Annotated in this window: 22 protein-coding genes; 14 read left to right on the top strand and 8 right to left on the bottom strand. The window is 68.9% G+C overall.

The features are described 5' to 3' along the window. Positions 1–92 precede the first annotated feature (92 nt). Positions 93–1613 carry a DUF2130 domain-containing protein gene (locus M5D76_RS04205; protein WP_248922130.1) on the top strand — a complete coding sequence of 507 codons (1521 nt, stop codon included), beginning with the start codon at positions 93–95 and terminating at the stop codon, positions 1611–1613. A gap of 132 nt (positions 1614–1745) precedes the next feature. On the opposite strand, the gene M5D76_RS04210 is transcribed toward M5D76_RS04205, so the two are convergent. Further along, a complete protein-coding gene (locus tag M5D76_RS04210; RefSeq protein ID WP_248922131.1) occupies positions 1746–2858 on the bottom strand; it encodes a zinc-ribbon domain-containing protein in 1113 nt (370 codons plus the stop codon). A 171-nt stretch (positions 2859–3029) separates the two neighbouring features. Here M5D76_RS04210 and M5D76_RS04215 point away from each other — a divergent pair, with 171 nt between their 5' ends. Beyond that, a complete protein-coding gene (locus M5D76_RS04215) occupies positions 3030–3788 on the top strand; it encodes a DNA/RNA non-specific endonuclease (RefSeq protein ID WP_248922132.1) in 759 nt (252 codons plus the stop codon). Positions 3789–3824: 36 nt separating this feature from the next. Here M5D76_RS04215 and glpK read toward each other — a convergent pair whose 3' ends face one another. The 3 genes from glpK to M5D76_RS04230 form a co-directional block, all read right to left on the bottom strand. After that, positions 3825–5315: a glycerol kinase GlpK gene (gene glpK / locus M5D76_RS04220; protein WP_248922133.1), complete on the bottom strand. Its 1491-nt coding sequence runs from the start codon at positions 5313–5315 to the stop codon at positions 3825–3827. A gap of 1 nt (position 5316) precedes the next feature. After that, on the bottom strand, positions 5317–6336 hold the full coding sequence (locus M5D76_RS04225) for an alpha/beta fold hydrolase (protein WP_248922134.1): 1020 nt from the start codon (positions 6334–6336) through the stop codon (positions 5317–5319). Between the two features lie 132 nt (positions 6337–6468). After that, positions 6469–7305 (bottom strand): spermidine synthase, encoded by an 837-nt coding sequence (locus tag M5D76_RS04230; RefSeq protein ID WP_248922135.1) that lies wholly within the window; start codon positions 7303–7305, stop codon positions 6469–6471. A gap of 145 nt (positions 7306–7450) precedes the next feature. Here M5D76_RS04230 and M5D76_RS04235 point away from each other — a divergent pair, with 145 nt between their 5' ends. The 3 genes from M5D76_RS04235 to M5D76_RS04245 all read left to right on the top strand — a co-directional run bounded on the left by M5D76_RS04235 (position 7451) and on the right by M5D76_RS04245 (position 9430). Beyond that, positions 7451–8293, top strand: a complete 843-nt coding sequence (locus tag M5D76_RS04235; RefSeq protein ID WP_248922136.1) for an MBL fold metallo-hydrolase — start codon at positions 7451–7453, stop codon at positions 8291–8293. A 173-nt stretch (positions 8294–8466) separates the two neighbouring features. After that, complete coding sequence (locus M5D76_RS04240; RefSeq protein ID WP_248922137.1) at positions 8467–8745, top strand: hypothetical protein; 279 nt, start codon at positions 8467–8469, stop codon at positions 8743–8745. 1 nt (position 8746) lies between these two features. Next, positions 8747–9430, top strand: a complete 684-nt coding sequence (locus M5D76_RS04245) for a lysophospholipid acyltransferase family protein (protein WP_248922138.1) — start codon at positions 8747–8749, stop codon at positions 9428–9430. 50 nt (positions 9431–9480) lie between these two features. Here the strand turns inward: M5D76_RS04245 and mscL are convergent, their stop codons facing one another. The 3 genes from mscL to M5D76_RS04260 all read right to left on the bottom strand — a co-directional run bounded on the left by mscL (position 9481) and on the right by M5D76_RS04260 (position 12112). Further along, a complete protein-coding gene (gene mscL / locus M5D76_RS04250) occupies positions 9481–9918 on the bottom strand; it encodes a large conductance mechanosensitive channel protein MscL (protein WP_248922139.1) in 438 nt (145 codons plus the stop codon). A 90-nt stretch (positions 9919–10008) separates the two neighbouring features. Beyond that, positions 10009–10473: a D-aminoacyl-tRNA deacylase gene (gene dtd / locus M5D76_RS04255; protein WP_248922140.1), complete on the bottom strand. Its 465-nt coding sequence runs from the start codon at positions 10471–10473 to the stop codon at positions 10009–10011. 1 nt (position 10474) lies between these two features. Then, complete coding sequence (locus tag M5D76_RS04260; protein ID WP_248922141.1) at positions 10475–12112, bottom strand: carboxypeptidase M32; 1638 nt, start codon at positions 12110–12112, stop codon at positions 10475–10477. Positions 12113–12285: 173 nt separating this feature from the next. Between M5D76_RS04260 and M5D76_RS04265 the strand changes: the two genes are divergently transcribed. The 9 genes from M5D76_RS04265 (at position 12286) to M5D76_RS04305 (ending at position 23153) form a co-directional block, all read left to right on the top strand. Further along, a complete protein-coding gene (locus M5D76_RS04265; RefSeq protein WP_248922142.1) occupies positions 12286–13233 on the top strand; it encodes an ROK family protein in 948 nt (315 codons plus the stop codon). A gap of 200 nt (positions 13234–13433) precedes the next feature. Continuing rightward, positions 13434–13889 carry a PTS sugar transporter subunit IIA gene (locus M5D76_RS04270; RefSeq protein ID WP_248922143.1) on the top strand — a complete coding sequence of 152 codons (456 nt, stop codon included), beginning with the start codon at positions 13434–13436 and terminating at the stop codon, positions 13887–13889. A gap of 140 nt (positions 13890–14029) precedes the next feature. Next, the gene (nagA, locus tag M5D76_RS04275; protein WP_248922144.1) at positions 14030–15199 is read left to right on the top strand and encodes an N-acetylglucosamine-6-phosphate deacetylase; all 1170 of its coding nucleotides are present in this window, start codon (positions 14030–14032) and stop codon (positions 15197–15199) included. Positions 15200–15222: 23 nt separating this feature from the next. Next, positions 15223–16098: an HAD family hydrolase gene (locus M5D76_RS04280; RefSeq protein ID WP_248922145.1), complete on the top strand. Its 876-nt coding sequence runs from the start codon at positions 15223–15225 to the stop codon at positions 16096–16098. 377 nt (positions 16099–16475) lie between these two features. After that, the gene (pheS, locus tag M5D76_RS04285; RefSeq protein WP_283102017.1) at positions 16476–17543 is read left to right on the top strand and encodes a phenylalanine--tRNA ligase subunit alpha; all 1068 of its coding nucleotides are present in this window, start codon (positions 16476–16478) and stop codon (positions 17541–17543) included. Between the two features lie 76 nt (positions 17544–17619). After that, positions 17620–20091 carry a phenylalanine--tRNA ligase subunit beta gene (pheT, locus tag M5D76_RS04290; protein WP_248922146.1) on the top strand — a complete coding sequence of 824 codons (2472 nt, stop codon included), beginning with the start codon at positions 17620–17622 and terminating at the stop codon, positions 20089–20091. A 9-nt stretch (positions 20092–20100) separates the two neighbouring features. Continuing rightward, positions 20101–20778 (top strand): hypothetical protein, encoded by a 678-nt coding sequence (locus tag M5D76_RS04295; RefSeq protein WP_248922147.1) that lies wholly within the window; start codon positions 20101–20103, stop codon positions 20776–20778. A gap of 75 nt (positions 20779–20853) precedes the next feature. Beyond that, a complete protein-coding gene (locus M5D76_RS04300; protein WP_248922148.1) occupies positions 20854–21609 on the top strand; it encodes a GntR family transcriptional regulator in 756 nt (251 codons plus the stop codon). A 173-nt stretch (positions 21610–21782) separates the two neighbouring features. Continuing rightward, positions 21783–23153 (top strand): alpha-amylase family glycosyl hydrolase, encoded by a 1371-nt coding sequence (locus M5D76_RS04305; protein WP_248922149.1) that lies wholly within the window; start codon positions 21783–21785, stop codon positions 23151–23153. A gap of 151 nt (positions 23154–23304) precedes the next feature. Here M5D76_RS04305 and pyk read toward each other — a convergent pair whose 3' ends face one another. After that, positions 23305–24747, bottom strand: a complete 1443-nt coding sequence (gene pyk, locus M5D76_RS04310) for a pyruvate kinase (RefSeq protein WP_248922150.1) — start codon at positions 24745–24747, stop codon at positions 23305–23307. Positions 24748–24842: the final 95 nt, after the last annotated feature.

Raw genomic sequence — 24842 nt, forward strand, 5'->3', positions numbered from 1 at the left:
GAACGCGTAAGCTTGTGACGTGGGGCGACCGGCGGACGCAAGGCCCGCCCGCGCGGTGCCATCCAGCTGAGGATCGTTGAGGAGCGTGCAAGATGATCGAGATCGAGTGCCCTAAGTGCCACACCGTCTTCGAGGAGGACGAGTCCAAGTTCGCCAGCATCGTGCAGCAGGTGCGCGACAGGGAGTTCCACAAGGAGCTCGAGGCGCAGGTCGCCACCATCAAGGCGGCACACAAGAGCGAGCTCGAGGCCGAGCTGGCCAAGGCCGCCGGCGACGCGCGCGAGGAGACGTCGCGCAAGGACGAGGAGATCGCCTCGCTCAAGGCCCAGATGGAGGCCCTGGCCAAGCGTCAGGAGCTCGAGGTCGAGACGCGCCTTGCGGAGGCACGCCGCGAGGCCGACGTCCTTCGCGAGCAGGTCAAGCAGGAGCATGACGCGGCCGAGTCCAAGGTGAGGGAGGCGCTCTCGCAGGCCGCGCTCGAGAGCGAGCGCAAGCGCGCCGAGGTGGAGCGCACCGCAGGCGAGCGGGCCGCGCGCATCAAGAGCCTCGAGCAGGAGCTCGCCTCCGCCAAGGAGTCCTTCGAGAAGGACCGCGCCCTCGCCGTGAGCGAGGTGCGCCAGCAGCTCGAGGGCGAGCGCGACCGCTTCCGCCACGAGGCCGAGCTCGCGCGCAAGGACAACGAGGCCCTCAAGCAGAGCGCCGAGGTCCAGAGGCGCGACGCGGCCCTCAACCTCGAGCAGCTCATTCGCGAGAAGGACAAGGAGATCGAGAACATCAAGAACCTGCGCGCCCAGCAGACCGTCAAGATGGTCGGCGAGGAGCTCGAGCAGCACTGCGAGACCGAGTTCAACAAGATGCGCGCCGCCTTCCCCAATGCCACCTTCGGGAAGGACAACACCGTGGAGGAGGGGACCAAGGGCGACTACATCTTCCGCGCGTTCGACGAGGACGGGACCGAGTACCTCTCGATCATGTTCGAGATGAAGAACGAGGAGGAGTCCTCCACCCACAAGAAGCGCAACCAGGACCACTTCGACAAGCTCGACCGCGATCGCAAGAAGAAGAACTGCGAGTACGCGGTGCTCGTGAGCACACTCGAGAAGGACAACGACTTCTACAACCAGGGAATCGTCGACGTGTCGGGCATGTCGGGCCACGACCTCATGTTCGTGATCCGCCCGCAGTTCTTCATGCCACTGCTGTCGTTCCTCTCGGCCGCGGCCAAGTCGTCGGTCAAGTATCGCCGCGAGGTCGAGCGCCTCAAGAGCGAGAGCGTCGACATCGGCTTCTTCAACCAGGCGCTCGGCGAGTTCAAGGCCGGCTTCGGCCGCGACTACGAGCACGCCTCGGCCAAGCTGACCGACGCGATGGACGGCATCGACAAGGCCATCAAGCAGCTCGAGAGGATCAAGGAGTCCTTCCGGCTCACCGAGACGCACCTCACGCGCGCCAACAAGAAGGCCGAGGAGCTCACGATCAAGCGCCTCACCAAGAGCAGCCCCATGCTCGCGGAGCGCTTCGAGGCCCTCTCCGAGCAGGACGCGTCTCCCGTCGAGCCTGACCGCATCGAGGGCCCGGATGACGAGATTGGCAGCGCCTCGTCTCGGGAGTAGCGCGGGCGAGAAGAGCCTGCGTCGTGCCCCGCGCATGGTCGTGGCCCGCTCATGACCGTGGCCCGCGCACGAAAAGGGGAGGGGGCGAGCAAGCTCGTCCCCTCCCGTCGTCTTGGTGCTCTGTGCCGCGCGCTAGACGCTGATCGTGCGGTAGGTCGTGTCGTACTTGGAGAGCGCCGACCCGATGGCGCCGGTCGCGGCGCACGACTCCTCGAAGGGCGTCGTGAGCTGCTCGGGGTAGTACTCGGGGTAGTTGAATCCGAGGTCCCAGCCCCAGAACTTGTTGACCTCGGCCATGACGGCGCTGAGGTTGTCGTAGCACGAGACGATGCTCTGGTTGGCGGTGTTGTACTTCGACGAGGTGGCGATGCCCGAGGTCCTGGCGCTGTCCTGCGCGGCCGTGACCTCGTCGGCGAGGGCCTTCATCTCCTGGGCGACCTGCTCGCGCTCGGCCCTCGTCTTGGTGTGCGTGGTGCGGTAGGTCTCGACGGCGTCCTTGACCTTCTCGGCCTCGGCGTCGAGCTTGTCGAGGTTGGCCTTGACCTTCTCGTGGTCGGCCTTCTCCTGCGCCGTCTCGCCGTCGTCCTTGGACGTGGAGTCGCCGGAGTTGCCGGAGTTGCTGGAGGAGTCGCCGGAGTTCGAGTTCGAGCTCGAGTTGGAGCTCTGGCCGGAGTTGTTCTGCTGGTTCTGGGCGGCGCCGTTTACGACGTTGGCGACGTTCTTGGCCTGCGGGTCGGTGTTGGAGCTGCCGCAGCTGCGCATGAGGATGAAGACGAGGCCGATCGCCACGAGCGCGACCGCGCCGATGATGATCAGGTAGCGACGGTTGCCGCTCTCCCACTCGTCCTCGCCCTTGAAGCGCTCCTCGTGGTGGGGGTTGACGGCCAGGGGCGAGACGATCGTGGTCGTGGCGGCACGCTGCTCGCCCGGGCGCTCGCCCTTCTCGTCGCCCGCGGCATCCTCGACGCCGTGCTCCTTTGCCTCGCTGTCCTCGGCCTCGTCGGGCGCGGTGCCCTGGGCGGCGCCGTGGGGCGCAAGCGGCGCCTCGGGCTGCGGGTCGGGCGAGGCGATTCCCTCGTCGACCGCGAGGTTGATCTTGTTCATGATCGAGGTGACCTCGCCGGGCCCCTGCTTCTGGCCGCCGTCGGCGGTGGCCCACTCGTCGAGGTGGGTCCCGCATTCGATGCAGTAGATCTGTCCGGGCCTGAGAGAGGCCCCGCAGTGTGGGCAAAACTTGGGCGTCATACGCTACACTCCATTGGATTGGCGGGTGCTCGCGCGCCCGCCACGCGGGCACGTGACTAGTAGTGTACTTGCTTTGTGGATTTTTTCTCATGAAAACGGCGCATTGTTTTATGCGTCGCTAATGCATGCGCGCCACGCGCGATGGTTGTCTTGTCGAAGGGGGCGGTTCACATGGCGCGAGGCAGGGCGAGAGGAGCGGCCGCCGTGGCCGTGGCCGCGGCCGTGGCCTGCGCGGCAGGCATTGGTGCGCTTCGCCTCGAGGGCGTGCTGCCGGGCCTTCGCCCGCAGGCATCCGCGCCGGCGGGTGGCTCGCTCGAGAAGCCCACCGAGTGGGTGGAGGCTGAGTCCCCCAACTACGTCAGGCTCGCCGGGACCGCCCGCATCGCCGAGACGCTCGCGCCTGGCGAGGTTCGCTACGCGCCGCTCGACGCCCTGGGGCGTGCCGGTCGCGTCGAGGCCTGCGTCACCGCTCGGATGGTGGAGGAGGGCGTGGCCCGCGAGCGCGCGGCAGAGCTTCCCGACCCCGCGGGCTGGGGCCACAACGCCCGCGCCGAGATCGAGCTTCCGGGAGGGCGCGTCTACCGCGGCTGGTTCTGGAACCGCAGCCACCTGCTGGCCAAGTCGCTCGGCGGGGCCGACGCCCTCGAGAACCTGGTCTGCGGCACGCGCATGCAGAACGTGGGCGCAAACGACGGCCAGGGCGGCATGGCCATGGTCGAGACCGCGTGCCGCTCGTGGCTGCGTGACTTTCCCGACCAGACGATCTCCTACGTGGCCACGCCCCTCTACGTGGCCGGCGAGCTCGTGCCGCGCAGCGTGGTGGTGGACGCCCGCTCCTCGGACGGCTCGATCGACGAGGAGGTCGAGGTCTACAACTGCGCCAAGGGCTACGTCATCGACTACGCCGCGGGCACCTTCGAGCGCGCGTAGGGGACGAGGGCGCAGGCGAGGCGCAGGCTCTTCTCGTCACATGGCGCGGCGCACGGCGTCGGCCCAGCCGGCCACGGCGCGCTCGGCGGCCTTTGCGTCCATCTGGGGCTCGAAGACGTCGTCGCTCTCGCGCATGGCGGCGAGCTCGTCGGTTCCGGACCAGAAGCCGCTCGTGAGGCCCGCGAGGTAGGCGGCGCCGAGCGAGGTCGTCTCGATGTTCTGCGGCCGGTGGACGGTCGCGCGCAGCACGTCGGCCTGGAACTGCATGAGGAAGCCGTTTCGCGACGCGCCGCCGTCCACGTTGAGGGTGTCGAGGGAGACGCCCGCGTCGGCCTCCATGGCGCGCACGAGGTCGTAGGTCTGGAAGGCGAGCGCCTCGAGGGCGGCGCGGGCGATGTGCGCGGGCGTGGTGCCGCGCGTGAGTCCGCAGATGAGGCCGCGGGCGTCGGCGTTCCAGTACGGCGCGCCGAGGCCCGTGAAGGCCGGCACGATGTGGACCCCGCCGGTGTCGTCGACGCTCTGGGCGAGGAACTCGGTCTCCTCGGCGCTCCTGATGAGGTGCATCTCGTCGCGCAGCCACTGGATGAGCGCGCCCGCCACGAACACGCTGCCCTCGAGGGCGTACTCGGTGTGGTCGCAGCCGGGAGGCGACGCGACGATCGTGGTCACGAGGTTGTGGCTCGACGTCGGGGCCTCGGCGCCGGTGTGCATGAGCAGGAAGCAGCCCGTGCCGTAGGTGTTCTTGGCCTGGCCGGCCGAGAGGCAGCACTGGCCGAAGAGGGCCGACTGCTGGTCGCCGACGACGCCGCAGATGGGGATCCCGGCCGGGACCCCGGGGTAGCTCGTCTCGCCGAAGAAGGACGCCGAGGGCCTGACCTCGGGCATCATCGAGCGCGGGACGTCGAAGAGGGCGAGAAGGTCGTCGTCCCACACGCCGCGGTGGATGTCGAAGAGCATGGTGCGGCTCGCGTTGGTGGCGTCGGTCGCGTGGACGAGCCCTCCCGTGAGGACCCACACGAGCCAGGTGTCGACGGTGCCGAAGAGCAGCTCGCCGGCCTCGGCGCGCTCGCGGGCGCCCTCGACGTTGTCGAGCAGCCAGGAGATCTTGCTGGCCGAGAAGTACGCGTCCGGCAGGAGGCCGGTCTTGGCCTGGACCATGGAGCGCACCTCGGGCGTGCCGCAGAGCTCGTCGACGAGCCCCGCCGTGCGGCGGCACTGCCAGACGATGGCGTTGTGGATGGGCTCGCCGGTGGTGGGGTCCCATACGATGGTGGTCTCGCGCTGGTTGTCGATGCCGATGGCGGCGACGTTGTCGCGGGAGAGCCGGTGCTTGCTGACGAGTTCGGTGAGGCAGCCGAGCTGCGAGTAGAGTATCTCCTGCGGGTTGTGCTCGACCCAGCCGGGTTGGGGGTAGATCTGCTGGTAGGTGCGCTGGACGCAGTCGACCATGGCACCGCCTCGGTCGATGAGCACGGCGCGCGAGGAGGTCGTGCCCTGGTCGAGCGCGATGACGTAGGTCTCGGCCATGCTACGCCTCCTGTCCCGGCGCCCTGAACGGCGCCGTGGTCGCCTCGGCGACGGCGCCGCGCGAGTCGAGCCACGCGAGGACGTCGTCGACCACGACGTCGCGGCTCTTCTCCTTGAGGATCTCGTGGCGCATGCCCTCGTAGATCTTGCAGGTGACGTCGTCGGAGCCGGCGCGGCGCGCGAGCTCGGCGGAGGCGGTCACGCCCTCTCCGAAGTCGCCGACCGGGTCCTGCGCGCCGGCGATGTAGAGCAGCGGCAGCTGGTGGGGGACGCGCTGGGCGCACTCGAGGGTGCAGACCTCGGCCGTGAGGTCGGTCAGCGTCGCGTAGCCGCCCGCCGAGAACGTGAATCCGCACTCGTCGTCGGCCAGGAAGCGGTTGATGTTGTCGCGGTCGAACGAGAGCCAGTCGGAGGGGGTCTGGGCGTCCTCGATCATGGACGAGTAGCTGCCCTCGGCCATCGACTGCAGAAGCGGGCTCTTGTAATCGACGCCGCGGACGCGCGCGATGAGGCGCGCGAGGGTGCGGCCGGCCCGCGACTTGGCGGGCGGGATGAAGCCCGTGCCGCAGAGGATGGCGCCCGCGAGCCCGCCGCCGTGGCGGGAGACGTAGCTGCGGGTGACGAAGCTGCCCATGGAGTGGCCGAACACGAAGAGCGGGACCTTTTCGCCCACATGCTCGCACGCGATGCGGCGCAGCTCGTGGACGTCGGCGACGAGCACGTCACGCCCGTCGACGGGCAGGCACCCGAGCCTGTCGGGCGTCGTGGAGGAGCCGTGCCCGACCTGGTTGTGGCCGCAGACCAGGTAGCCGTGGCGGGCCAGGTCGCGCGCGAAGGCGTCGTAGCGCTCGATGTGCTCGCACATGCCGTGGACGAGGAGGACCACGCCGCGCGGCTCCACGAGGCCCGCCTCGAGGGGGTTCTCGCCCCACCACAGGTAGCCGCGGATGAGCGAGCGCCCGTCCGCCGAGTCGAAGGAGATGTCGTACCGTCCGATCTCGCCCGTTGCCTGCTGCTGCATGCGCAACCCTCCCTCTCGCGCCGGTGCGGCGCGGCTCTGCTCTTGTGGTCGCAGTCGAGTATATGGGTGGGCGGCCCCGCGCGGGGGCACCCGTCCGCGAGCGTGGCGCGCCCCGGGCGGTGGGCGGCTGGGCTAGGCGTCGTGGCGCACGCGCGGCGCGGGTGCGTCCGAGAGCTCCCAGGTGGGCGCGAGCTCGCAGTCGTGGTCGAAGGCGACGACCACGTTGTTGTCGGGCAGGGTTGGCTCGTCGGCGCCGCAGGGCAGGACGCGTACGTGGGCGAAGTGCCCCTCGAGGGCCGCCACCACGTCGCGCACGGGTTGCGAGCGCGGCCCCTCGAGTGCGGAGACCACGTTGGTCAGGTAGACGCCGCCGGGCGCGAGTCGCTCGTGGATGGTGCGCGCGGCCTCGGCGGTCATGAGGCTCTCGAGCGGCTCCTCCGCCGAGAAGCAGTCGTTGAGGATCGCGTCCCAGCGCGCGTCCGCGTCCTCGAGGAAGCTGCGCGCGTCGCCCTGCACGATGCGGAGCCTGTCGTCGCGTTGCGCGTGCGTGAGCTCTTCCAGCCGGCCGAGCGCGAAGTGCTCGCGGGCGACGCGGATGACCTCGGCGTCGAGCTCGACCACGTCGACCGAGACGTCGTCGTGGCGCGCGATGGCGGCCGTGGGGAACGACATGCCGCCCCCGCCGAGCACGAGCAGGCGCCGCGCGCCGGGCGTGACGTCGAAGAGCCGCTCGTAGAGGCGGTGGTACGCGAACACGGGCTCCGCCCAGGCGTCGCCCAGGTAGCAGGCGCTCTGCCAGGTCCCGTCGACCTCGAGCACGCGGACCGCCGCGCCGTCGGCGTCGTGGGTGTCCACCACGCAGCAGGTGCCCGCCAGCGTCTGGCAGCGCTCGACGAGGTGCTCGTCGAGCGCAAGCCTCCCGGCCGCGTCGCGCAACCAGCCCAGCAGGGCCGCCATGGTATGGACCACGCTCTTCTCCTCAGCATTGCCTGCCAGGCCTCAGGGGTCGGGCCTGCGCACGCGACGATTGTAGCGCGCCCGCGCCGCCGCGCTGGGCTATGCTCTCCCTAGCACCAAACGATTCGCGCAACGCCCGCCAGCCCACGGAGGTCGCATGGAGTCCATCGGGTCCACCCAGATCGCACGCGGCGTATGGCAGCTGTCCGACGCCCTCGACGACCGCTGCTACCTCGTCAGGGGAGAAGAGCGTGCGCTTTTGGTCGACGCGACCTCGGGCCTCGGCGACCTGCGCGCGGCCGTGGGCGCACTCTGCGACATGGAGCCGACCGTCGTCCTCACGCACAGCCACTACGACCACTCGGGCGGCGCCCGCTGGTTCGGCGAGGCGCTCGTCTCGCCGGAGGACCTGCCGCTCGTGGCCGCCGAGGAGGCCGACGCCCGCGAGGCGATCGCCACGCAGCGCTCGCGGGGCCTCGTGGGCGCGGACGGGCCGTGGGCCTATGACGACGCGCCGGCGGCACGCCTCTCGGTCGTGCGGGGCGGCGACGTCTTCGACCTGGGAGGGCTCACGGTCGAGGCGGTCAGGCTCCCGGGCCACACGGCGGGGTCTCTCGGCTACCTCGTGCGAGAGCGGCGCATGCTCCTCTCGGGCGACGCCGTCACGCCCGTCATGTGCCTCTACGCGCCCGAGTCGCTTGCCGTCTCCGCGTACCGCGCGACGCTCGCACGCATGTCGGCCCTGCCGTTCGACGAGTTCTGGACCGGACACCACGCGCAGGGCTTCGCGCGCGAGGAGCTCATGGGGAGCTTCGACGCCTGCGCGGCCTTCGCGGAGGGCGACGCCGGCCACCCCTGGCAGAGCTCGACCATCGCCGGCGAGGTCGGCACCCTGCACATCTTCTCGGGCTCCGACCCCGAGTCGCCGGACTTCCGCGCGATCATCACGCGTCGCGAGAGCGCGCCGCGGCTGCGCCGCCGCAGGAGGCGCGGGGCCTAGCGCCGCCTGGGCTCGAGCCCCGCTCGCCCGCGCCCCGCATGGCGCATTCGCCCATGTCGCAGAAAAGAGTGCCGGGGCGCGCGCCGAACGTGCCATACTGTTGGGCGTCGACGGCGCGCAAGCGCCGGACGGCCTTTTCTGAGTGAGAGCCTACGGATGCGAGGGAGGGCACCATGCCCGGTCTGCACTGCACCGACTGCGTCTACGGAGAGTTCTCGTACAACGAGGAGTGGGGCAAGTACCAGGGCTCGTGCAGCCGCGGGTACCGCCTGTGCGACCCGCACGAGACGCAAGACCCGCATAGGTTCTTCTCGGAGAAGCCCGAAGGGCTCGTGCCGACGATCGACCCCTTCGGCAAGGAATACCTCCGCGACGACAACGTCTGCCCGCAGTTCGTGCACTCCGCCGACGGCACGGTGGACAAGTTCCGCCGCTTCTGGAACAGGACCTAGCTTGGAATCCACGATTCAGCTCAACGACAGGACGGTGGAGGTCGTCACCTCCGCAAGGCGCCCGCGCGCCCTGCTCGCCGCCTACCGCGCCCTCATGCGCGTGCACTGCCGCGTCTGGCTCGGCTTTCACGTGCGCAGGGGAGACGAGCCTTGTGACCTCTCTGGCGCCATCCTCATGTGCAACCACCCCACCAAGCTCGACTACGCGATGCTGAGCTGCGCCTTCCCCGACGCCATCATCCATCCGGACGTGCCGAGCGGGGCCGCTGCCGCGACCTACGGCTCGCGCTGGCTGCGCGACAAGGTGGGTGCCGTCTACCACGAGCGCGGCAGCAGCGTGACCGAGGTGCGCCACCGCACCGAGGCCGTTCGCGCCTGCCTCGACATGGGGGAGTGCGTGCTCGAGTTCCCCGAGCGCGAGCCGCGTCCGTACCGCTGGCAGCTCGGCGAACTGTCGGACCGACCGTTCTTCCTGGCGGCCGTGCTCGACGCCCCGATCGTGCCGGTGGCGCTCGCCCCGGTCGTCACGCGCGGCCTCAACGGCGTCGTGCGGCGCCTGCCCGGCTTCGAGCTGCGCGTGGGCAAGCCCGTCTGGCTCGACCGCTCGCTGCGCCCGCGTGAGGCCGAGGTGCGCTTCCGCGAGGACGTCGAGATGCAGATGCGCGACCTGCTCGCTCTGGAGTAAGGCCGCGCATCCAATCAAGATCCTGTGAGTCCCGCGAGGGGACGGCGCCTCTACGCCTTGGCGCCGCCCTCGATCTCGCCGGCGCAGTGCGGGCACCTCGTGGCGCCCTCCTTCACCTCTTCGAGGCAGTGCGGGCAGACGGGGATCGCCGGCTCCTCGGCGGCCTCCTCACCCTTCTTGGTGAGCTTGGCGGCCGCGTGCTCGAGCTTGTTGACGCTCTTGACCAGCATGAACACGATGAGCGCCACGATCAGGAAGTTGATGATCGCGCTGATGAAGGCGCCGAAGTCGATCTCGGTGCCGGGGACCACGAGTCCCGAGATGCCCGTGCCGCCGCCGGTGATCGCCTTGATGAGGGGGTTGATGATGTTGGTCGTCAGCGCCGTGACGATGCCGGTGAACGCGCCGCCGATGATGACGCCCACGGCCATGTCCATAACGTTGCCGCGCATGACGAACTCTTTGAACTCGGATGCGAACTTCTTCATGTCCCGTCCCCCTCGCTTGGCGTTTATGCCGCGCGCCGGCGCGGCCCTGCAACAAATCTCAAACCATCGTAGCGCCCGGCAGCGCGCCTGTCATGCGCGCCTGGGGCGGCTGAGCTCGTCGGTGTCGAGCCAGACCGTGACCGGCCCGTCGTTTTCGAGCGAGACCTGCATGTCCGCGCCGAAGACGCCGCGACCCACGTGGCGCACGCTCTTCTCGGCCAGGCCGCAGAAGTGCTCGTAGAGGCGCTCCCCGAGCTCGGGGCCGGCGGCGCCCGTGAACGAGGGCCGCCGCCCGCGGCGGCAGTCGGCATAGAGCGTGAACTGGCTGATGACCAGGACCTCGCCGTCGACCTGCGCAAGCGACAGGTTCATCTTGCCGTCGCCGTCGTCGAAGATCCTGAGGTTCAGCATCTTGTCCCAGAGCTGGGCCGCCTCGGCCTCGGTGTCGGTGGGGCCGACGCCGAGAAGGACGACCAGTCCGCGCCCGCAGCGGCCGACCACCTCGCCGTCGACCTCGACCTGCGCCTGGCTGACGCGCTGGATGAGCGCGCGCATGCTAGAGGTTGTAGAGCGAGGAGAACTTCTCGCTCAGGTAGTCGGTGTAGTAGCGCGCGTCGAAGGGCTCGCCGCAGGCCGACTTGATGAGGTCGGCCGCGTCGCGGGAGCGTCCGAAGCGCCAGATGCGGCGGCGCAGCCACTCGCGGATCGGCGCGAGGTCGCCCGAGGCGAGCGTGCCCTCCCAGTCGAGCCCCTCGGCGATCATCTGGTGGCGGATCTGCGCGCCGTAGGCGCCGCCGAGCGCGTAGGTGGGGAAGTAGCCGAACGCGCCGCCCGACCAGTGCGTGTCCTGCAGCGCGCCGTGCGCGTCGTCGGGCACGGTGACGCCCAGGTAGCTCTTGTAGCGGTCCGCCCAGATGCGCGGGACGTCGGCCGCCTTGCACTGTCCCGAGAAGAGCATCTGCTCGATCTCGTAGCGGATCATGATGTGGAGGGGGTAGGTCAGCTCGTCGGCCTCGGTGCGGATGAGCGAGCCCTCGACCTTGTTGGTCGCGGCGTAGAACTGGTTGGCCGTCACGCGGCCGAGCTGGCCGCGGAAGTGCTTGGCCATGGCGGCGAGCAGCGTGGGCGCATAGGCGCGCGAGCGGCCGACGTAGTTCTCGAAGAAGCGCGACTGGGCCTCGTGCATGCCCATGGAGGTGCCGCCGGCGAGCGACGTGTAGTTGAAGGAGGGGTCGACGCCGCACTCGTAGAGGGCGTGGCCGCCCTCGTGCAGCATCGTGTAGACGTTGGAGATGACGTCGTTCTCGTAGGGGTGCGCCGCGATGATCGCGTAGTTGGTGGTGAGCGCGTCCGAGAAGGGATGCTCGGTGGCGGTCAGGAACATGACCTTGGGATCGAGCCCCTCGAGGTCCATGAGGTCGCGGGCGAGGTCCCACTGGCGGGCGACGTCGAAGCGGCCCTCGATGACGGAGCGATCGATGCGGCTGCCGCGGCTCTGGATGTCGGCGAGCAGCGGGACAACGGTGTCCTTCACCTGGTTGAAGAAGTTGTTGTAGAACGCGCGGTCGCAGCCGTGCTCGAAGTCGTCGAGCCAGACGTCGTAGGGGTCGGCGTTGGGGTTGCGGAAGCGCGCGATGCGGACCATGCTCGCCACGATGCGGTCGAGGTAGGGCTCGAAGGAGGCCCAGTCGTTGGCGACCTTGGCGCGACGCCACACCGCGTCGGCCTCGGTGGTGAGGCGGGTGAAGTCGGCCTGGACCTCGTCGGGGACGTCGGCGAGGCGGCTGCGGTCGCGCTTGAGGATCCTGACCTGGTCGACCTGGGTGTCGGTCAGGAGGTCCTCCATGGTCGAGAGGCGGTCGAGCAGGCGGCCGGTCTCGTCGGAGCAGAGGAGCTCCTTGTCCTCGGCCTCGAGGATGGCCTGGGCCTCGCCGCGGTCGGCCGTGGCGGCCTCGGGATCGATCGAGGATCCGTAGGAGCTGATGCCGGTCTGGGCGTAGCGGTGGGCATAGAGGTGCATCTCGAGCTTGTTGAGGGCGGCGATGTCCGCGCGCGGGTTGTTGAGCGCCGCCGGCGCGGGGGCCGCGGGCGTGCCCGGGAGCTGCTGCTGCACGGGGTCGGTGAGGAAGGTGGGGACGGCGCCTGCGCCCTCCGCCTGGCCCTGGGGCTCGTTGGTGCTCTTCTCGTCTGCCATGTGTTCTCCTTGGGGTCGACGTTCCATCTCCTGAAGTCTAGCGCCGATGCGCGTCGCGCGCAGGGGCCGCCCGCGGCCGTACCGCTCGCCGCGGCGGGCGAATTTGGGCGCGCGGGCCTCGTGGCGCCCTGCGTTGGTCCATACTGTTCGCGACGAGACGAAAGGGGAGACACATGGAATGCGTTCTTGGCATCGACATCGGCGGTACCAGCATCAAGGCAGGGCTCTTCTCGGTCGAGGGGAAGCTCCTCGCGACTGAGACGATCCCGACCGGCAAGCTCGAGGGCGAGGCCGCCTTCGGCGAGGTCACGACCGGCCTGCTGCGCCTCGTGACGTCCGAGGGACGCGAGGCGTCCGACGTGCGCGCCGTGGGCCTCGACGTGCCCGGCCCCGTCGACGACCAGGGGCGCATCGGCATGCTCGCGAACATCACGCTCGACGCCGACGGGCTCAAGGACGCCATCCTGAGGACCTTCCCCGGCGCGGCGCTCGCCTTCATCAACGACGCCAACGCGGCCGCCCTCGGCGAGCTCTGGCAGGGCTCGGCCAAGGACGTCAGCAGCTTCGTCATGGTCACGCTCGGCACGGGCGTGGGCGGCGGCGTGGTCTGCGGCGGCCGCCTGGTCTCCGGCGCCTTCGGCGCGGGCGGCGAGATCGGCCACATCACGGTGCGCGAGGGGGAGGAGCGCGTCTGCGGCTGCGGGCGTCGCGGCTGCCTCGAGCAGTACGCCTCGGCGAAGGGCATCGTCTACCTCTATCGCAAGGAGTGCGAGGACCGCGGCGTCGAGGGCGTCGCCGTCGCGCACGAGACCGACACGCTCGCGGTCTTCAAGGCGTGCCGCGCGGGCGACGAGGCCGCCGCGGCCGCGATCGACACCATGGTCGACCGCCTCGGCTATGCCCTCGCGCAGATCAGCTGCGTCGTCGACCCGGAGTGCTTCCTGATCGGCGGAGGCGTCGCCGGCGGCTTCGACCTCTTCGGCGAGAAGCTCCAAGACGCGTTCAGGGGCCACTGCCTGAAGCCGAGCGCCGGCGCCGAGATCAGGGCGTGCAGCCTCGGCAACGAGGCCGGCATGTACGGCGCCGCCTACTCGGCGCTGCAGGTCGCGCAGGAGGCATAGCGGACGGACTCGCACGATATGGCATACCAGGGGCCTGGCGCCGCGGCGTCGGGCCCCTGCCTTGCCGCGCCTGCCGCGCGGGCGCAAGAATTTGGGTCCCAGATGAAGAGCTGCGGCTCTTTTACGTTTTATTTACATTACGCTGCATCAACTAATACAATTGTGCATTAGGTTAAGCGCTTCAAAATAAGGAGTACCGCATGAGTGAGTTCCTGGATGCAAGTCACGTTTTCCTCGACACCCCCGCCACCAACGTCGACGAGGCGCTCGAGTTCATCTCCGAGAAGGCCGTCGAGCTCGGTCTTGCCGACGACAAGCAGGCTACGCTTGACGCGTTCAAGGCGCGCGAGGCCGAGGGCACGACTGGCATGATGGAGGGCTTCGCCATCCCGCACGCCAAGAGCGCTTCGATCAAGAAGGTCGGCGTCCTGGTCGTCAAGTTCAGCGGTGACGTCGAGTGGGAGACCATGGACAAGAAGCCCATCAGGGTCGCCATCGCCCTCCTCGTTCCCGACGGAGAGGTGCCCGCCACCCACCTGCAGCTCCTCTCGAAGGTCGCCGTCATGCTCATGGACGAGTCCTTCCGCTCCGCCACCATCGCCGACAACGACGCGGCCTCCATCTCCGACCGCATCAACGACGGCCTCCTCAAGTAGGCAAAAACGCACAGGTGCGCCCCGCGGGCGCTCGCGGACGGCTCGCCCCTCGGGGCGGGCCGTCTTTTTTCTGGGCGTCGCGGGGTGCACGTGCGCTTGCTCTACACTAGGGGGCAATTCGCATCGTGAAAGGGGCAGACATGTCGACGTACGCTCTCAAGGCCGCTCGCTTCGTCCTTCCGGGGTCTCTCGCCTTCGGCGGATACCTCGAGATCAATGAAGGTACCTTCGGCGCCTGGACGCCGGAGCGTCCCGACGGCCTCGACGTCGTCGACCTCGGCGACGCCTGGGTCGCCCCGGGCTACGTCGACACTCACGTGCACGGCTTCGCCGGCCACGACGTCATGGACTGTGATCCCGACGGCGTGAACGAGGCGTCGCTCGCCCTCGCACGCCGCGGCACCACTTCGTGGGTTCCCACCACGCTCACTCAGCCCGCCGGCGAGATCGAGGCCGCGTGCGCGAGCGTGTGGGAGGCCGACCAGCGCCGCGACGACGACTTCCTTGGCGCCCGCATCGAGGGCATCTTCCTCGAGGGCCCCTTCTTCACCGAGAAGCACATGGGCGCGCAGAACCCCGCCAACATGCTCGACCCCTCCGTCGAGCTCTTCGACCGCTGGCAGGAGGCTGCGCACGGCCTGATCTGCAAGAGCTCGCTCGCCCCCGAGCGCGCGGGCTCGGCTGTCTACTGCGCCGCGCTCAGGGACCGCGGCGTCGTCACGGCGCTCGGGCACTCGGCCGCCACCTGCGCCGAGGGCCGCGCCGCCGTCGCCGCCGGCGCCACCGTCTTCGTCCACACCTACAACGCCATGGAGGGCCTGCACCACCGCGAGGGCGGCCTCGTCGGCTGCGCCATGTCGACCACGGGCACCTACTCCGAGCTGATCTGCGACGGCCACCACGTGCTGCCCGAGGCGATCCGCGCCCTCGTCTCTGCCAAGGGCTGGGAGCACGTCGCCGTGATCTCCGACTGCCTGCGCTGCGGCGGCATGCCTGACGGCGACTACTACCTCGGCGACCTGCCCATCCGCCTCAAGGGCGAGACGGCGCGCCTGATCGCGGAGGACGGCACGGTCGGCAACCTCGCCGGCGCCGCCACCACCGTCGCCTCGGGCGTGAAGAACCTCGTCGATTGGGGCGTCGCGACGGCCGAGCAGGCCATCCGCATGGGCACCGAGGTCGCGGCCGCCTCCTGCGGCATCGACGACATCTGCGGCTCGATGCTCCTCGGCCGAGCCGCCGACTTCAACGTTCTCAACCCGGACCTCACGGTGGCCGCGACCTACGTCTCCGGCCTCCTCGTCATCTAGCGCACGCGTCAACGGGGGAGACCATGACAGGCGAAGACAGGCGGCCGGTCCGCCTCATACTATGCGACATCGACCGCACGATCCTTCCCTATGGGGACGCGAGCGTCTCGCCGCGCACCCGCGCCGCCTTCCTCGCGGCCCGCGAGGCTGGCATCGCCTGCGGCGTGGCGTCCGGCCGCGGCGTCGACTGGATTCCGCCCTTCTTCGACGGTGACGCCCACTGCGTCGAGACGTGCGTCGCCACCAACGGCAACCAGGTGTTCCTCGCAGGCGAGAAGATCCGCGAGGCCGAGATGTCCGCTCTTCTCGCCCCGGCGGCCGAGGTCGTGCGCAACGTGGCGCGCGCGGGCCTCATCGCCTTCGACGGCGCCACGCCCGTGCTCGTCGAGGGCACCGTCGAGGACCTGACGGGCGCGTTTGCCGCCTACGGTCGCGCGTGCGTGCACGACGGGCGCGGGCGCGGCGTGGGGGAGGTCTCCTTCCCGGTGGCCAAGGCCGCGGCCTTCGTCGCCGAGCCCGGCGCGGACGGCGTGCTCGGTCCCGCCAGCGAGGCTCGCACGCGCGAGCTCGTTGCGCTTCTCAACGAGAGGGTCGACGGCCTCGACTTCGACTACCCGCAGCCCGGCTACTCCAACGTCATGCCCGCGGGCTGGAGCAAGGCCACCGGCGTGACCCTCCTGGCAGGGCGCATGGGCATCGGCCTCGACCAGGTGGTCGTCTTCGGCGACGCGGGCAACGACCTCCCCATGTTCGAGGTGGTTCCCAACTCCGTCGCCGTCGCCAACGCGACCGACGAGGCCGCCGCCGCGGCGCGCTGGCACATCGGTCGCTGCGAGGACGACGCCGTCGCGCAGGCGATCGAGGCGCTGGTGGCGGGGGAGTGGCCCTTCGAGGGCTAGTTCCTGCAACCCGGGCGCGCTCTTCTTGGCGTCGCCCGTCCCCCATGCGTTTTGTGCAAATGCATGGCGCCGTGCCACGTCTGTGCTATCCTTCTCACTCAGGCGATGACGGAGAGGTTCGGCCGTCGCGTGGTCGCGGCATGAGAGAGGGCACCCTTGGCTGAGAGGCGCCCGCAGCGACCGACGACCGAAGTTCACTCCACCAGCCGCGACCTGAACGCGCACGCAAGTAGGGAAGCCGTCCGCCCCACGGCACGGGGCTCAACGAGTGGGTGCTCGCGAGAGAAAACGTGAACATCAATCAAGGTGGTACCGCGGATAATCCGTCCTTGGGCAGAGTGCTCAGGGACGTTTTTTTGTTTGAAAGGGGCTATTCGATGTCAATGTCCGACGACCTGAAGGCGATTCAGGAAAAGGTGGAGGCGGAGCTCAAGGGCGTGCAGACGCTCGAGGACCTCGAGAAGCTTCGCGTCGCCGCCCTCGGTAAGAAGGGCTCGCTCACCGCGATCATGCACATGATGGGCAAGGTCCCGCCCGAGCAGCGTCCCGAGATGGGCAAGCTCGCCAACATGGTCCGCGCCAACGTCGACAACGCCATCAAGCAGCAGAAGGTGGCCCTCGGCAAGGCCCTGCTCGAGAAGAAAATCGCGGCCGAGACCGCCGACGTGACCCTGCCCGGCCGTCGCCTGTCGCGCGGCACCGAGCACCTCATCTCGCAGATTCGCGAGGAGATCGAGGACATCTTCTGTGGCCTGGGCTACACCGTCGAGGACGGCCCCTACGTCGAGACCACCTACTACAACTTCACCGCGCTGAACGCCCCCGAGGACCATCCGAGTCGCTCGGCCAAGGACACCTTCTACGTGGTCGACAACGCCCCCGAGGGCAAGGAGTCCCACGTCCTCGGTGAGTCCGACGTGCTCCTGCGCACCCAGACCTCCGGCGTGCAGGTGCACGTCATGGAGGAGAAGGAGCCTCCCATCTACATGATCTGCCCGGGCACGGTCTTCCGTCCCGACACGGCCGACGCCAACCACCTGCCCCAGTTCACGCAGGTCGAGGGCCTCGTCGTCGACGAGGGCATCGCCTTCGGCGACCTCAAGGGCACCCTCGACTACTTCTGCCGCGAGATCTTCGGCAAGGACCGCGCCACGCGCTACCGCCCGCACTTCTTCCCGTTCACCGAGCCCAGCTGCGAGGTCGACGTCTCCTGCGGCGTCTGCCACGGCGAGGGCTGCCGCTTCTGCAAGAACACCGGCTGGCTCGAGATCCTGGGCTGCGGCATGGTCGACCCCAACGTCCTCAACTACGTGGGCATCGATTCCGAGAAGTACTCCGGCTTCGCCTTCGGCATCGGCGTGGAGCGCGTGGCGGCCCTTCGCTACGACCTGCCCGACCTGCGCATGCTCATGACCGGCGACATGCGCTTCCTGAGGCAGTTCTAGCAGAGCGTCCCGGCCGCGTCGCGGCTACCCAACAGACCAAGCGCGGGGCCCGCCCCGCAGAGGAAAGGCAAATCACATGCGTGTCTCATACGAATGGCTCAAGACCATGGTCGACGTCCCGTCCGACCCCAACGAGCTCGTCGCCGAGTTCGTGCGCACCGGCACCGAGGTCGAGGCCGTCGAGCGCGTCGGCGCCGACATCACCAGGGTCGTCACGTCCCAGGTGGTCGAGAAGGTCCCGCATCCCGACTCCGACCACATGTTCGTCTGCAAGATGGACGTGGGCTCCTGGAACGTCAACGAGGAGGGCGAGCCCGAGCTGCTGCAGGTCGTCTGCGGCGCCCAGAACTTCGAGCAGGGCGACAAGACCGTCACCGCGCTCGTCGGCGCCACGCTCCCCGGCGACGTCAAGATCAAGAAGGGCAAGCTCCGCGGCATCGCGTCCTTCGGCATGAACTGCTCGAGCCGCGAGCTCGGCCTCGACGCCGACCACGCCGGCATCATGATCCTTCCCGAGGACACCCCTGTGGGCCTCGAGTTCTGCGAGTGGCGCAAGATGAGCGACACCGTGATCGACTGCGAGATCACCCCCAACCGTCCCGACTGCCTCTCCATGTGCGGCATCGCGACCGAGGTCTCGGCCATGCTCGACGAGGACACCCACATCGAGCTTCCTGCCATCCAGAACGAGAGCGCCGAGTTCGGCCGCACCGCCGACCTCGTCGACGTGACGATCGACGACGCGAGCCTCTGCGGCCGCTACACCGCCCGCGTGGTGCGCAACGTCAAGATCGGCCCGAGCCCGGAGTGGCTCGCCCGCCGCATCGTCGCCGCCGGCGCCCGCCCCATCAACAACGTGGTCGACGTCACCAACTACGTCATGTTCCTGACCGGTCAGCCGCTCCACGCCTTCGACCTCGGCAAGCTCGCCGAGCGTGACGGCAAGCGCCACGTCGTGGTCCGTGCCGCCGCCGACGGCGAGAAGCTCACCACCCTCGACGGCCAGGAGCGCGAGCTCAACTCCGACATGGCCCTCATCACCGACGACGGCAAGACCCCCATCGCGCTCGCGGGCGTCATGGGCGGCCTCGACTCCGAGGTGGACGAGAATACCGTGGACGTCCTGCTCGAGAGCGCCGTCTTCGACTCCGGCCACACCTCGCGCACGAGCCGCAACCTCGGCCTCATGAGCGAGGCCTCGATCCGCTACGAGCGACAGGTCGACGGCGAGCGCTGCGCCGAGGTCTCCGACATCGCCGCCGCCCTCTTCGAGCAGTGCTGCTCGGCCGACGTCTGCGAGGGCAAGGTCGACGTCTACCCGGCGCCGGTGCCCGCTCCCGAGATGGACCTGCGCCCCGACCGCGTCCGCTCGCTCTGCGGTGCCCCCATCGAGACCGAGTTCATGGCCAGTCGCCTCGAGCGCCTCGGCTGCACCGTCGAGCGCGGCTCCGACGAGCACGCCGCCATGCACGTCGTCGCCCCGACGAACCGTCCCGACCTCACCCGCGAGATCGACCTCGTCGAGGAGATCCTGCGCCTCTGGGGCGAGGGCGACGTCGAGCCGACCATCCCCGCCGCCCGCAACCACGCCGGCGGCCTCACCGTCGAGCAGCAACGCGTCCGCAGGATCGGCCAGGTGCTGCGCGCCAGCGGCCTCTCCGAGACCACGACCTACAACTTCGCCGACCCCGAGGACCTCACGCGCCTCGGCATGAGCGAGGTCGGCCGTGGCGTGCCCGTCAAGATCATGCGCCCGCTCGTCGCCGACCAGTCCGAGATGCGCCGCGACATGATCCCGGGACTCCTGCGCTCGGTCGCCTACAACATCGACCACGGCGTGCCCAACGTGCACCTCTACGAGATCGGCCGCGTCTTCTTCGGACACGAGCACAAGAGCCAGCCCGACGAGCCCAGCTACGTGGCCGGCGTCATGTGCGGCGCGTGGGACGACGACCAGTGGAGCCGCAAGTACAAGGCGCTCGACTTCTTCGACGCCAAGGGCGTCGTCGAGAGCGTCCTCGAGGCCCTGCGCATCACCAAGGTCCGCTTCAAGCCGGCCGACCCCGAGGCCTACGGCTGGCTGCAGCCGGGCCGTGGCGCCGAGGTCATCGCCCAGGGCGAGCTGCTCGGCTGGGTCGGCAACATCCACCCCGCCAACCTCAAGAACTTCGACATCGACGTTCCGGTCGTGGCCTTCGAGCTCTCCGTCAAGGCGCTCCTGCGCCTCGCGCAGCGCGAGCTTCCCTACGAGGACGTGCCGACCCTGCCCGGCGTCTCGATCGACCTCGCCCTCGTCGTCGACGAGGACATGACCTTCGAGCAGGTCACCCAGCGCATCAAGAGCGCCGGCGGCAAGCTGCTCGCCGACGTCCGCCTCTTTGACGTCTACCGCGACCCGGTGCGCGTGGGCGCGAACAAGAAGTCCATGGCCTTCTCGCTCACGTACCGCGCGGCCGACCACACCCTCACCTCCGAGGAGGTCGAGAAGGCCCACGGCAAGCTCGTGACCAAGGTGATGAAGTCCACCGGCGGCGAGGTCCGCAGCTAGGTCGCGCCGATGCCGAGCTGGAACGTACATACCGCCCACGTGGAGCGCCTCCTCACGCGCGAGGGGGCCTCCGCGCTGGGCGTGCGCGACGCCAACGCGTTCCTCTTCGGCAACCTCCTGCCGGACCTCTACGTCGGCTACATGGTGCAGCCGATCACGAGGAAGATCCCCTACGCCGAGACGCACCTGACGAAGGCCGAGTTCATCCCGCTTCCCGACCACGAGGCCTTCTGGCGCCGCTACGTCGAGCGCGCCGCAAGTCCCGACGCCCCCGCCGCCGAGCTCGACCTCGTGCTGGGGGCATGGTGCCACCTCGCGACCGACGCGGTCTACAACGCCCACACCCGCGCTTTTCTCGCCGAGCGTGCCCTTAAGGCGGGCGAGAGGATCCGCATCCTCAAGCAGGGGGACTTCGACGTCTTCGGGCGCACCCTCGACATCACGTCGCGCCTCGAGGCCACGGACGACCTCCTGGCCGCCGCCGCGGCCTTCCCGCAGTACCCGGTGAGCGCCGTCGACGTGCGCGCAGCCGTGCGCTCGCTCGCGCGCGTCGTGGGGGAGAACCGCGAGCGCCACGTCGAGGGCACCCCGACCTACGAGCTGCTCACGCCGCAGTTCTTCTCGGAGGCGTCCGCCGAGGCGCACGAGCTCCTCGCGGCCAGGCTTCGCGGGCACGCCGGGCGATAGCTGATAGAATAGAGAGCCATGCAATGCGCAGCCATGGCATGCGCGCAACGCTGATGAGCTAGCAAGGGATGATCCATGCCTCCTAGGTTTGACAAGTCTGACGGTGAGCTGCTCTACGTGCAGGTCTCCGACTTCGTTCGCGAGAAGATCTACTCCAAGGAGTGGGGCGTCGACGAGCCCATCCCCTCCGAGCACGAGCTGATGGAGATGCTTCACCTCTCGCGCGGCACCGTCCAGAAGGGCATCCGCCAGCTCGTCGACGAGGGCCTCCTCGTCCAGCAGCGCGGCCGCGGCACCTTCGTCGTGCAGCCCATCATGGCGCGCCCGTCGTCGAACAGGCTCCTCTCGTTCGGCGAGTCGATGAGCGCCCAGGGCATCACGTTCGAGACCAAGGTCGTCGAGCGCGAGATCCGCAAGGCGTCCGCCCTCTGCGCCGAGAACCTCCAGCTCGAGGTCGGCAGCCCCTTCCTGTACCTCTGCCGCGTGCGCTACGTGCTCAACCGCGCGGTCATGTTCATCGAGAGCCACATCAACCTCAGCGTCTGCCCGGGCATCGAGCGCTCGGACTTCGACAACGAGGCGCTCTTCGCCGCCGTCGAGCGCACGAGCGGGCGCCAGATCGGCCGCTCCGAGATGGTCTACACCGCGCGCACGGCCGGCAAGGTCCGCGGCGGCTACCTCGACTGCGACGAGCACGCACCCGTCCTCGAGATAGACCAGCTGGTCCGCCTCGACGACGGCACGCCCTTCGAGTGGGGCAGCGTGTGGCTGCCGGCCAACCGCTGCGTCATCTCCAACGAGACGCGCAGGGACTCCGCCATCTACAGCTAGCAGATGACTGCCGAGAAGAGCCTGCGCTCTTCTCGCCCGCACGTCCGCACGAGTCGCACCACCGCACCACCGCACGACAGCACCATCGCACGTCCGCACCACCGCACGACAGCACCACCGCACGACAGCACGACTGAGGCCACCCGTCCACCTGAACCGATCGGGGAGGAAGCATGAGCTGGTACGAGGAATCCGTTGTCTATCAGGTGTATCCGCTGGGGCTCTGCGGCGCCCCGTACGAGAACGACTGCGCAAGCGAGCCCGTCTCGCGCATCCTGCAGCTCGTCGACAACGGCTGGGTCGACCACATGAAGCGGCTGGGCGCGACTTGCCTCATGCTGAACCCCGTCTTCGAGAGCGTGGCCCACGGCTACGACACCATCGACTACACGGTCGTCGACCGGCGCCTCGGCACCAACGACGACCTGCGCCGCGTGGTCGACGCCTGCCACGAGGCGGGCATCAAGGTCCTGCTCGACGGCGTGTTCAACCACGTGGGCCGCGGCTTCTGGGCGTTCAAGGACGTCCTCGAGCGGCGCGAGGAGAGCCCCTACGCCGGCTGGTTCAACATCGACTTCGGCGGCGAGAACGAGTACGGCGACCACCTCTCCTACGAGACCTGGCAGGGCGTGCCCTACCTCGTCAAGCTCAACCACGCCAACTTCGCGCTCAACGACTACCTCGCGACCGTGATCCGCGACTGGGAGTCCACCTTCGACATCGACGGCCTGCGCCTCGACGTGGCCTACTGCCTCGACATCGGCTACCTCGGCTACCTGCGCGACATCGCCAACGCGCTGACCGCCAAGCGCACCGAGCGCCTTGGCGAGCGCGACGGCAAGTTCGTCCTCGTGGGCGAGACCATGTTCGGCGACTACAACCAGTGGATGGGGGACCGCGCCTGCGACTCCGTCACCAACTACGAGGCCTACAAGGGCCTGTGGTCGTCCTTCAACGAGGCCAACATGTACGAGGTCGCCTACGCGCTCAAGCGCCAGAGCGGAAGCGAGCCCTGGGACCTCTACACGGGCAAGCACCTGCTCAACTTCGTCGACAACCACGACGTCCCACGCATCGCGACGCGCCTGTCCGACGCGGCCCACCTGCCCGCGATCTTCGGCCTCATGTTCGCCATGCCCGGCGTGCCCAGCGTCTACTACGGATCCGAGTGGGGGATCGAGGGCGAGCAGCGCTTCGGCGACCACGAGCTGCGCCCCGCCCTCGACGCGCCCGAGTGGAACGACCTCACGGACCAGGTGGCCACCCTCGCGCACGCCCGCACGCCCGGCCAGCCCGGCGCCGAGGCGCTCGCCTGGGGCGACTACACCGAGATCGCCGTCCAGCCCAAGCAGCTCCTCTTCCAGCGCAAGAGCGACCACGAGCGCCTCATCGTCGCGATCAACGCCGCCGACGAGCCCTACACCTTCCACTTCGACGCTCAGTGCGGCCAGGCCACGGACCTGACCACGGGCGCCCTCCACGACTTCGGCGCAGGCTCCGAGGTCGAGCCCAACTCCTGCCACCTATGGCTCTGCGAGCGCTGAGGCACGCCCCCAAGCGCTGAGGCACGCTCCTCTCGCCCGCTACGCTCGTCACGACAATCACGCCAACGAGAAGAGCCTCCCATCCGATTGGACGGGAGGCTCTGTCATGCACGCGTTTCGGTGCTGCGGCCCGGGGCCGCGTGGGCGATCCCTACTGGATCTGGGAGACCATCGTCATGTTGGTCGACGTGATGTAGTCGCCCAGCGACGGGGAGGTCTGCGGGTCGCCGGCGGTGATGACCACGAGGTCGCCGGTCTCGACGACGCCGCGCTCCTTGGCGACGGTCAGCGCGTTGTAGCAGGTCGCGGACAGCGAGCCCTGCTCGGTCGTCTTGAAGGCCTCGACGCCCCAGAGGAAGCACGTCTTGCGGATGGCGTGCTGGGAGGGGGGCATGGCGACGATGCGCAGCTTCGGGCGGAAGTTGGAGATGAGGCGCGCGGTGCGGCCGGAGTGGGTCGGGCAGATGATGACCTTGGCGTCGACGCGGGCGGCGATGTCGACGGCGGCGTGGCCGATCGCGGCGTTGACGTTGAAGAGGCCGCCGCGGTCGTGGAAGGAGTGGCGCTCCTCGAGGTAGTGCTCGGTCTCGCGGCAGATGGAGGCCATCATCTTGACGGCCTCGGCCGGGTAGGCGCCGGCAGCGGTCTCACCGGAGAGCATGACGCAGTCGGTGCCGTCGTAGACGGCGTTGGCGACGTCGTTGACCTCGGCGCGCGTCGGGCGCGGGTTGTGCTGCATCGAGTCGAGCATCTGGGTCGCGGTGATGACGGGCTTGTAGGCAAGGCCGCACTTCCTGATGATCTCCTTCTGGATGTGGGGGACCTGGGAGGCGGGCACCTCGACGCCCAGGTCGCCACGGGCGACCATGATGCCGTCGGAGGCCTCGAGGATCTCGTCGAAGTTCTTCACGCCCTGGGCGCTCTCGATCTTCGGGAAGACGTAGACGTTGCGCATGCCGTTCTCGGCGCAGATGTTGCGGATCTCCTCGACGGCCTTGGCGTTGCGGATGAAGGACGCGGCGATGGCGTCGATGCCGAGCTCGCAGCCGAACATGATGTCGGCGCGGTCCTGCTCGGTGACGGAGGGGAGGCCGACCTCGACGTTCGGGACGTTGACGCCCTTGCGCTCGCCGAGCATGCCGCCGTTCTCGATGACGCAGTGCATGTCGTTGCCCTCGACGTGGTCGACGGTGAGCTCGATGAGGCCGTCGTCGATCAGGATCGTGGAGCCCTTCTCGACCTCCTTGGGCAGCTCCTTGTAGTCGAGCGAGAAGCGCTCGGCGGTGCCCATGACGCCCTCGTCGGTGGTGATGATGGCCGTCTCGCCGGCCTTGAGCTCGACCTTCTCGTGACCCTCGAGCTCGCCGGTGCGGATCTCGGGGCCCTTGGTGTCGAGCAGGATGGCCACGGGAATGCCGAGCTCGTCGGAGATGCGGCGAACGCGGTCGATGTTGTTGCGGTGGTAGGCGTGAGAGCCGTGGCTGAAGTTGAAGCGGGCGACGTTCATGCCGTTCTTGATGAGCTCACGAAGAACCTCATCACTCTCGGTCGCGGGGCCCATGGTGCAGATGATCTTCGTTCTCTTGTCTTGCATCTCATTCCTTTCGTCATAAGTGAGCTGGCTGGTTTTTGGGCCAGCCAGCTTGGGTTCATGGTGTCGGTTCGCGTTGCTGGACGAGACCTAAGCGA

Source organism: Olsenella intestinalis (assembly GCF_023276655.1).
In the GTDB taxonomy this organism is placed as follows: domain Bacteria; phylum Actinomycetota; class Coriobacteriia; order Coriobacteriales; family Atopobiaceae; genus Olsenella_J; species Olsenella_J intestinalis.

Bases quoted from the DNA above. Each gene is read 5' to 3' on its own strand.
- M5D76_RS04205 (WP_248922130.1), top strand. From the start codon at position 93: ATGATCGAGATCGAGTGCCCTAAGTGCCACACCGTCTTCGAGGAGGAC.
- M5D76_RS04210 (WP_248922131.1), bottom strand. From the start codon at position 2,858: ATGACGCCCAAGTTTTGCCCACACTGCGGGGCCTCTCTCAGGCCCGGA.
- M5D76_RS04215 (WP_248922132.1), top strand. From the start codon at position 3,030: ATGGCGCGAGGCAGGGCGAGAGGAGCGGCCGCCGTGGCCGTGGCCGCG.
- glpK (WP_248922133.1), bottom strand. From the start codon at position 5,315: ATGGCCGAGACCTACGTCATCGCGCTCGACCAGGGCACGACCTCCTCG.
- M5D76_RS04225 (WP_248922134.1), bottom strand. From the start codon at position 6,336: ATGCAGCAGCAGGCAACGGGCGAGATCGGACGGTACGACATCTCCTTC.
- M5D76_RS04235 (WP_248922136.1), top strand. From the start codon at position 7,451: ATGGAGTCCATCGGGTCCACCCAGATCGCACGCGGCGTATGGCAGCTG.
- M5D76_RS04240 (WP_248922137.1), top strand. From the start codon at position 8,467: ATGCCCGGTCTGCACTGCACCGACTGCGTCTACGGAGAGTTCTCGTAC.
- mscL (WP_248922139.1), bottom strand. From the start codon at position 9,918: ATGAAGAAGTTCGCATCCGAGTTCAAAGAGTTCGTCATGCGCGGCAAC.
- dtd (WP_248922140.1), bottom strand. From the start codon at position 10,473: ATGCGCGCGCTCATCCAGCGCGTCAGCCAGGCGCAGGTCGAGGTCGAC.
- M5D76_RS04260 (WP_248922141.1), bottom strand. From the start codon at position 12,112: ATGGCAGACGAGAAGAGCACCAACGAGCCCCAGGGCCAGGCGGAGGGC.
- M5D76_RS04265 (WP_248922142.1), top strand. From the start codon at position 12,286: ATGGAATGCGTTCTTGGCATCGACATCGGCGGTACCAGCATCAAGGCA.
- M5D76_RS04270 (WP_248922143.1), top strand. From the start codon at position 13,434: ATGAGTGAGTTCCTGGATGCAAGTCACGTTTTCCTCGACACCCCCGCC.
- nagA (WP_248922144.1), top strand. From the start codon at position 14,030: ATGTCGACGTACGCTCTCAAGGCCGCTCGCTTCGTCCTTCCGGGGTCT.
- M5D76_RS04280 (WP_248922145.1), top strand. From the start codon at position 15,223: ATGACAGGCGAAGACAGGCGGCCGGTCCGCCTCATACTATGCGACATC.
- pheS (WP_283102017.1), top strand. From the start codon at position 16,476: ATGTCAATGTCCGACGACCTGAAGGCGATTCAGGAAAAGGTGGAGGCG.
- pheT (WP_248922146.1), top strand. From the start codon at position 17,620: ATGCGTGTCTCATACGAATGGCTCAAGACCATGGTCGACGTCCCGTCC.
- M5D76_RS04295 (WP_248922147.1), top strand. From the start codon at position 20,101: ATGCCGAGCTGGAACGTACATACCGCCCACGTGGAGCGCCTCCTCACG.
- M5D76_RS04300 (WP_248922148.1), top strand. From the start codon at position 20,854: ATGCCTCCTAGGTTTGACAAGTCTGACGGTGAGCTGCTCTACGTGCAG.
- M5D76_RS04305 (WP_248922149.1), top strand. From the start codon at position 21,783: ATGAGCTGGTACGAGGAATCCGTTGTCTATCAGGTGTATCCGCTGGGG.
- pyk (WP_248922150.1), bottom strand. From the start codon at position 24,747: ATGCAAGACAAGAGAACGAAGATCATCTGCACCATGGGCCCCGCGACC.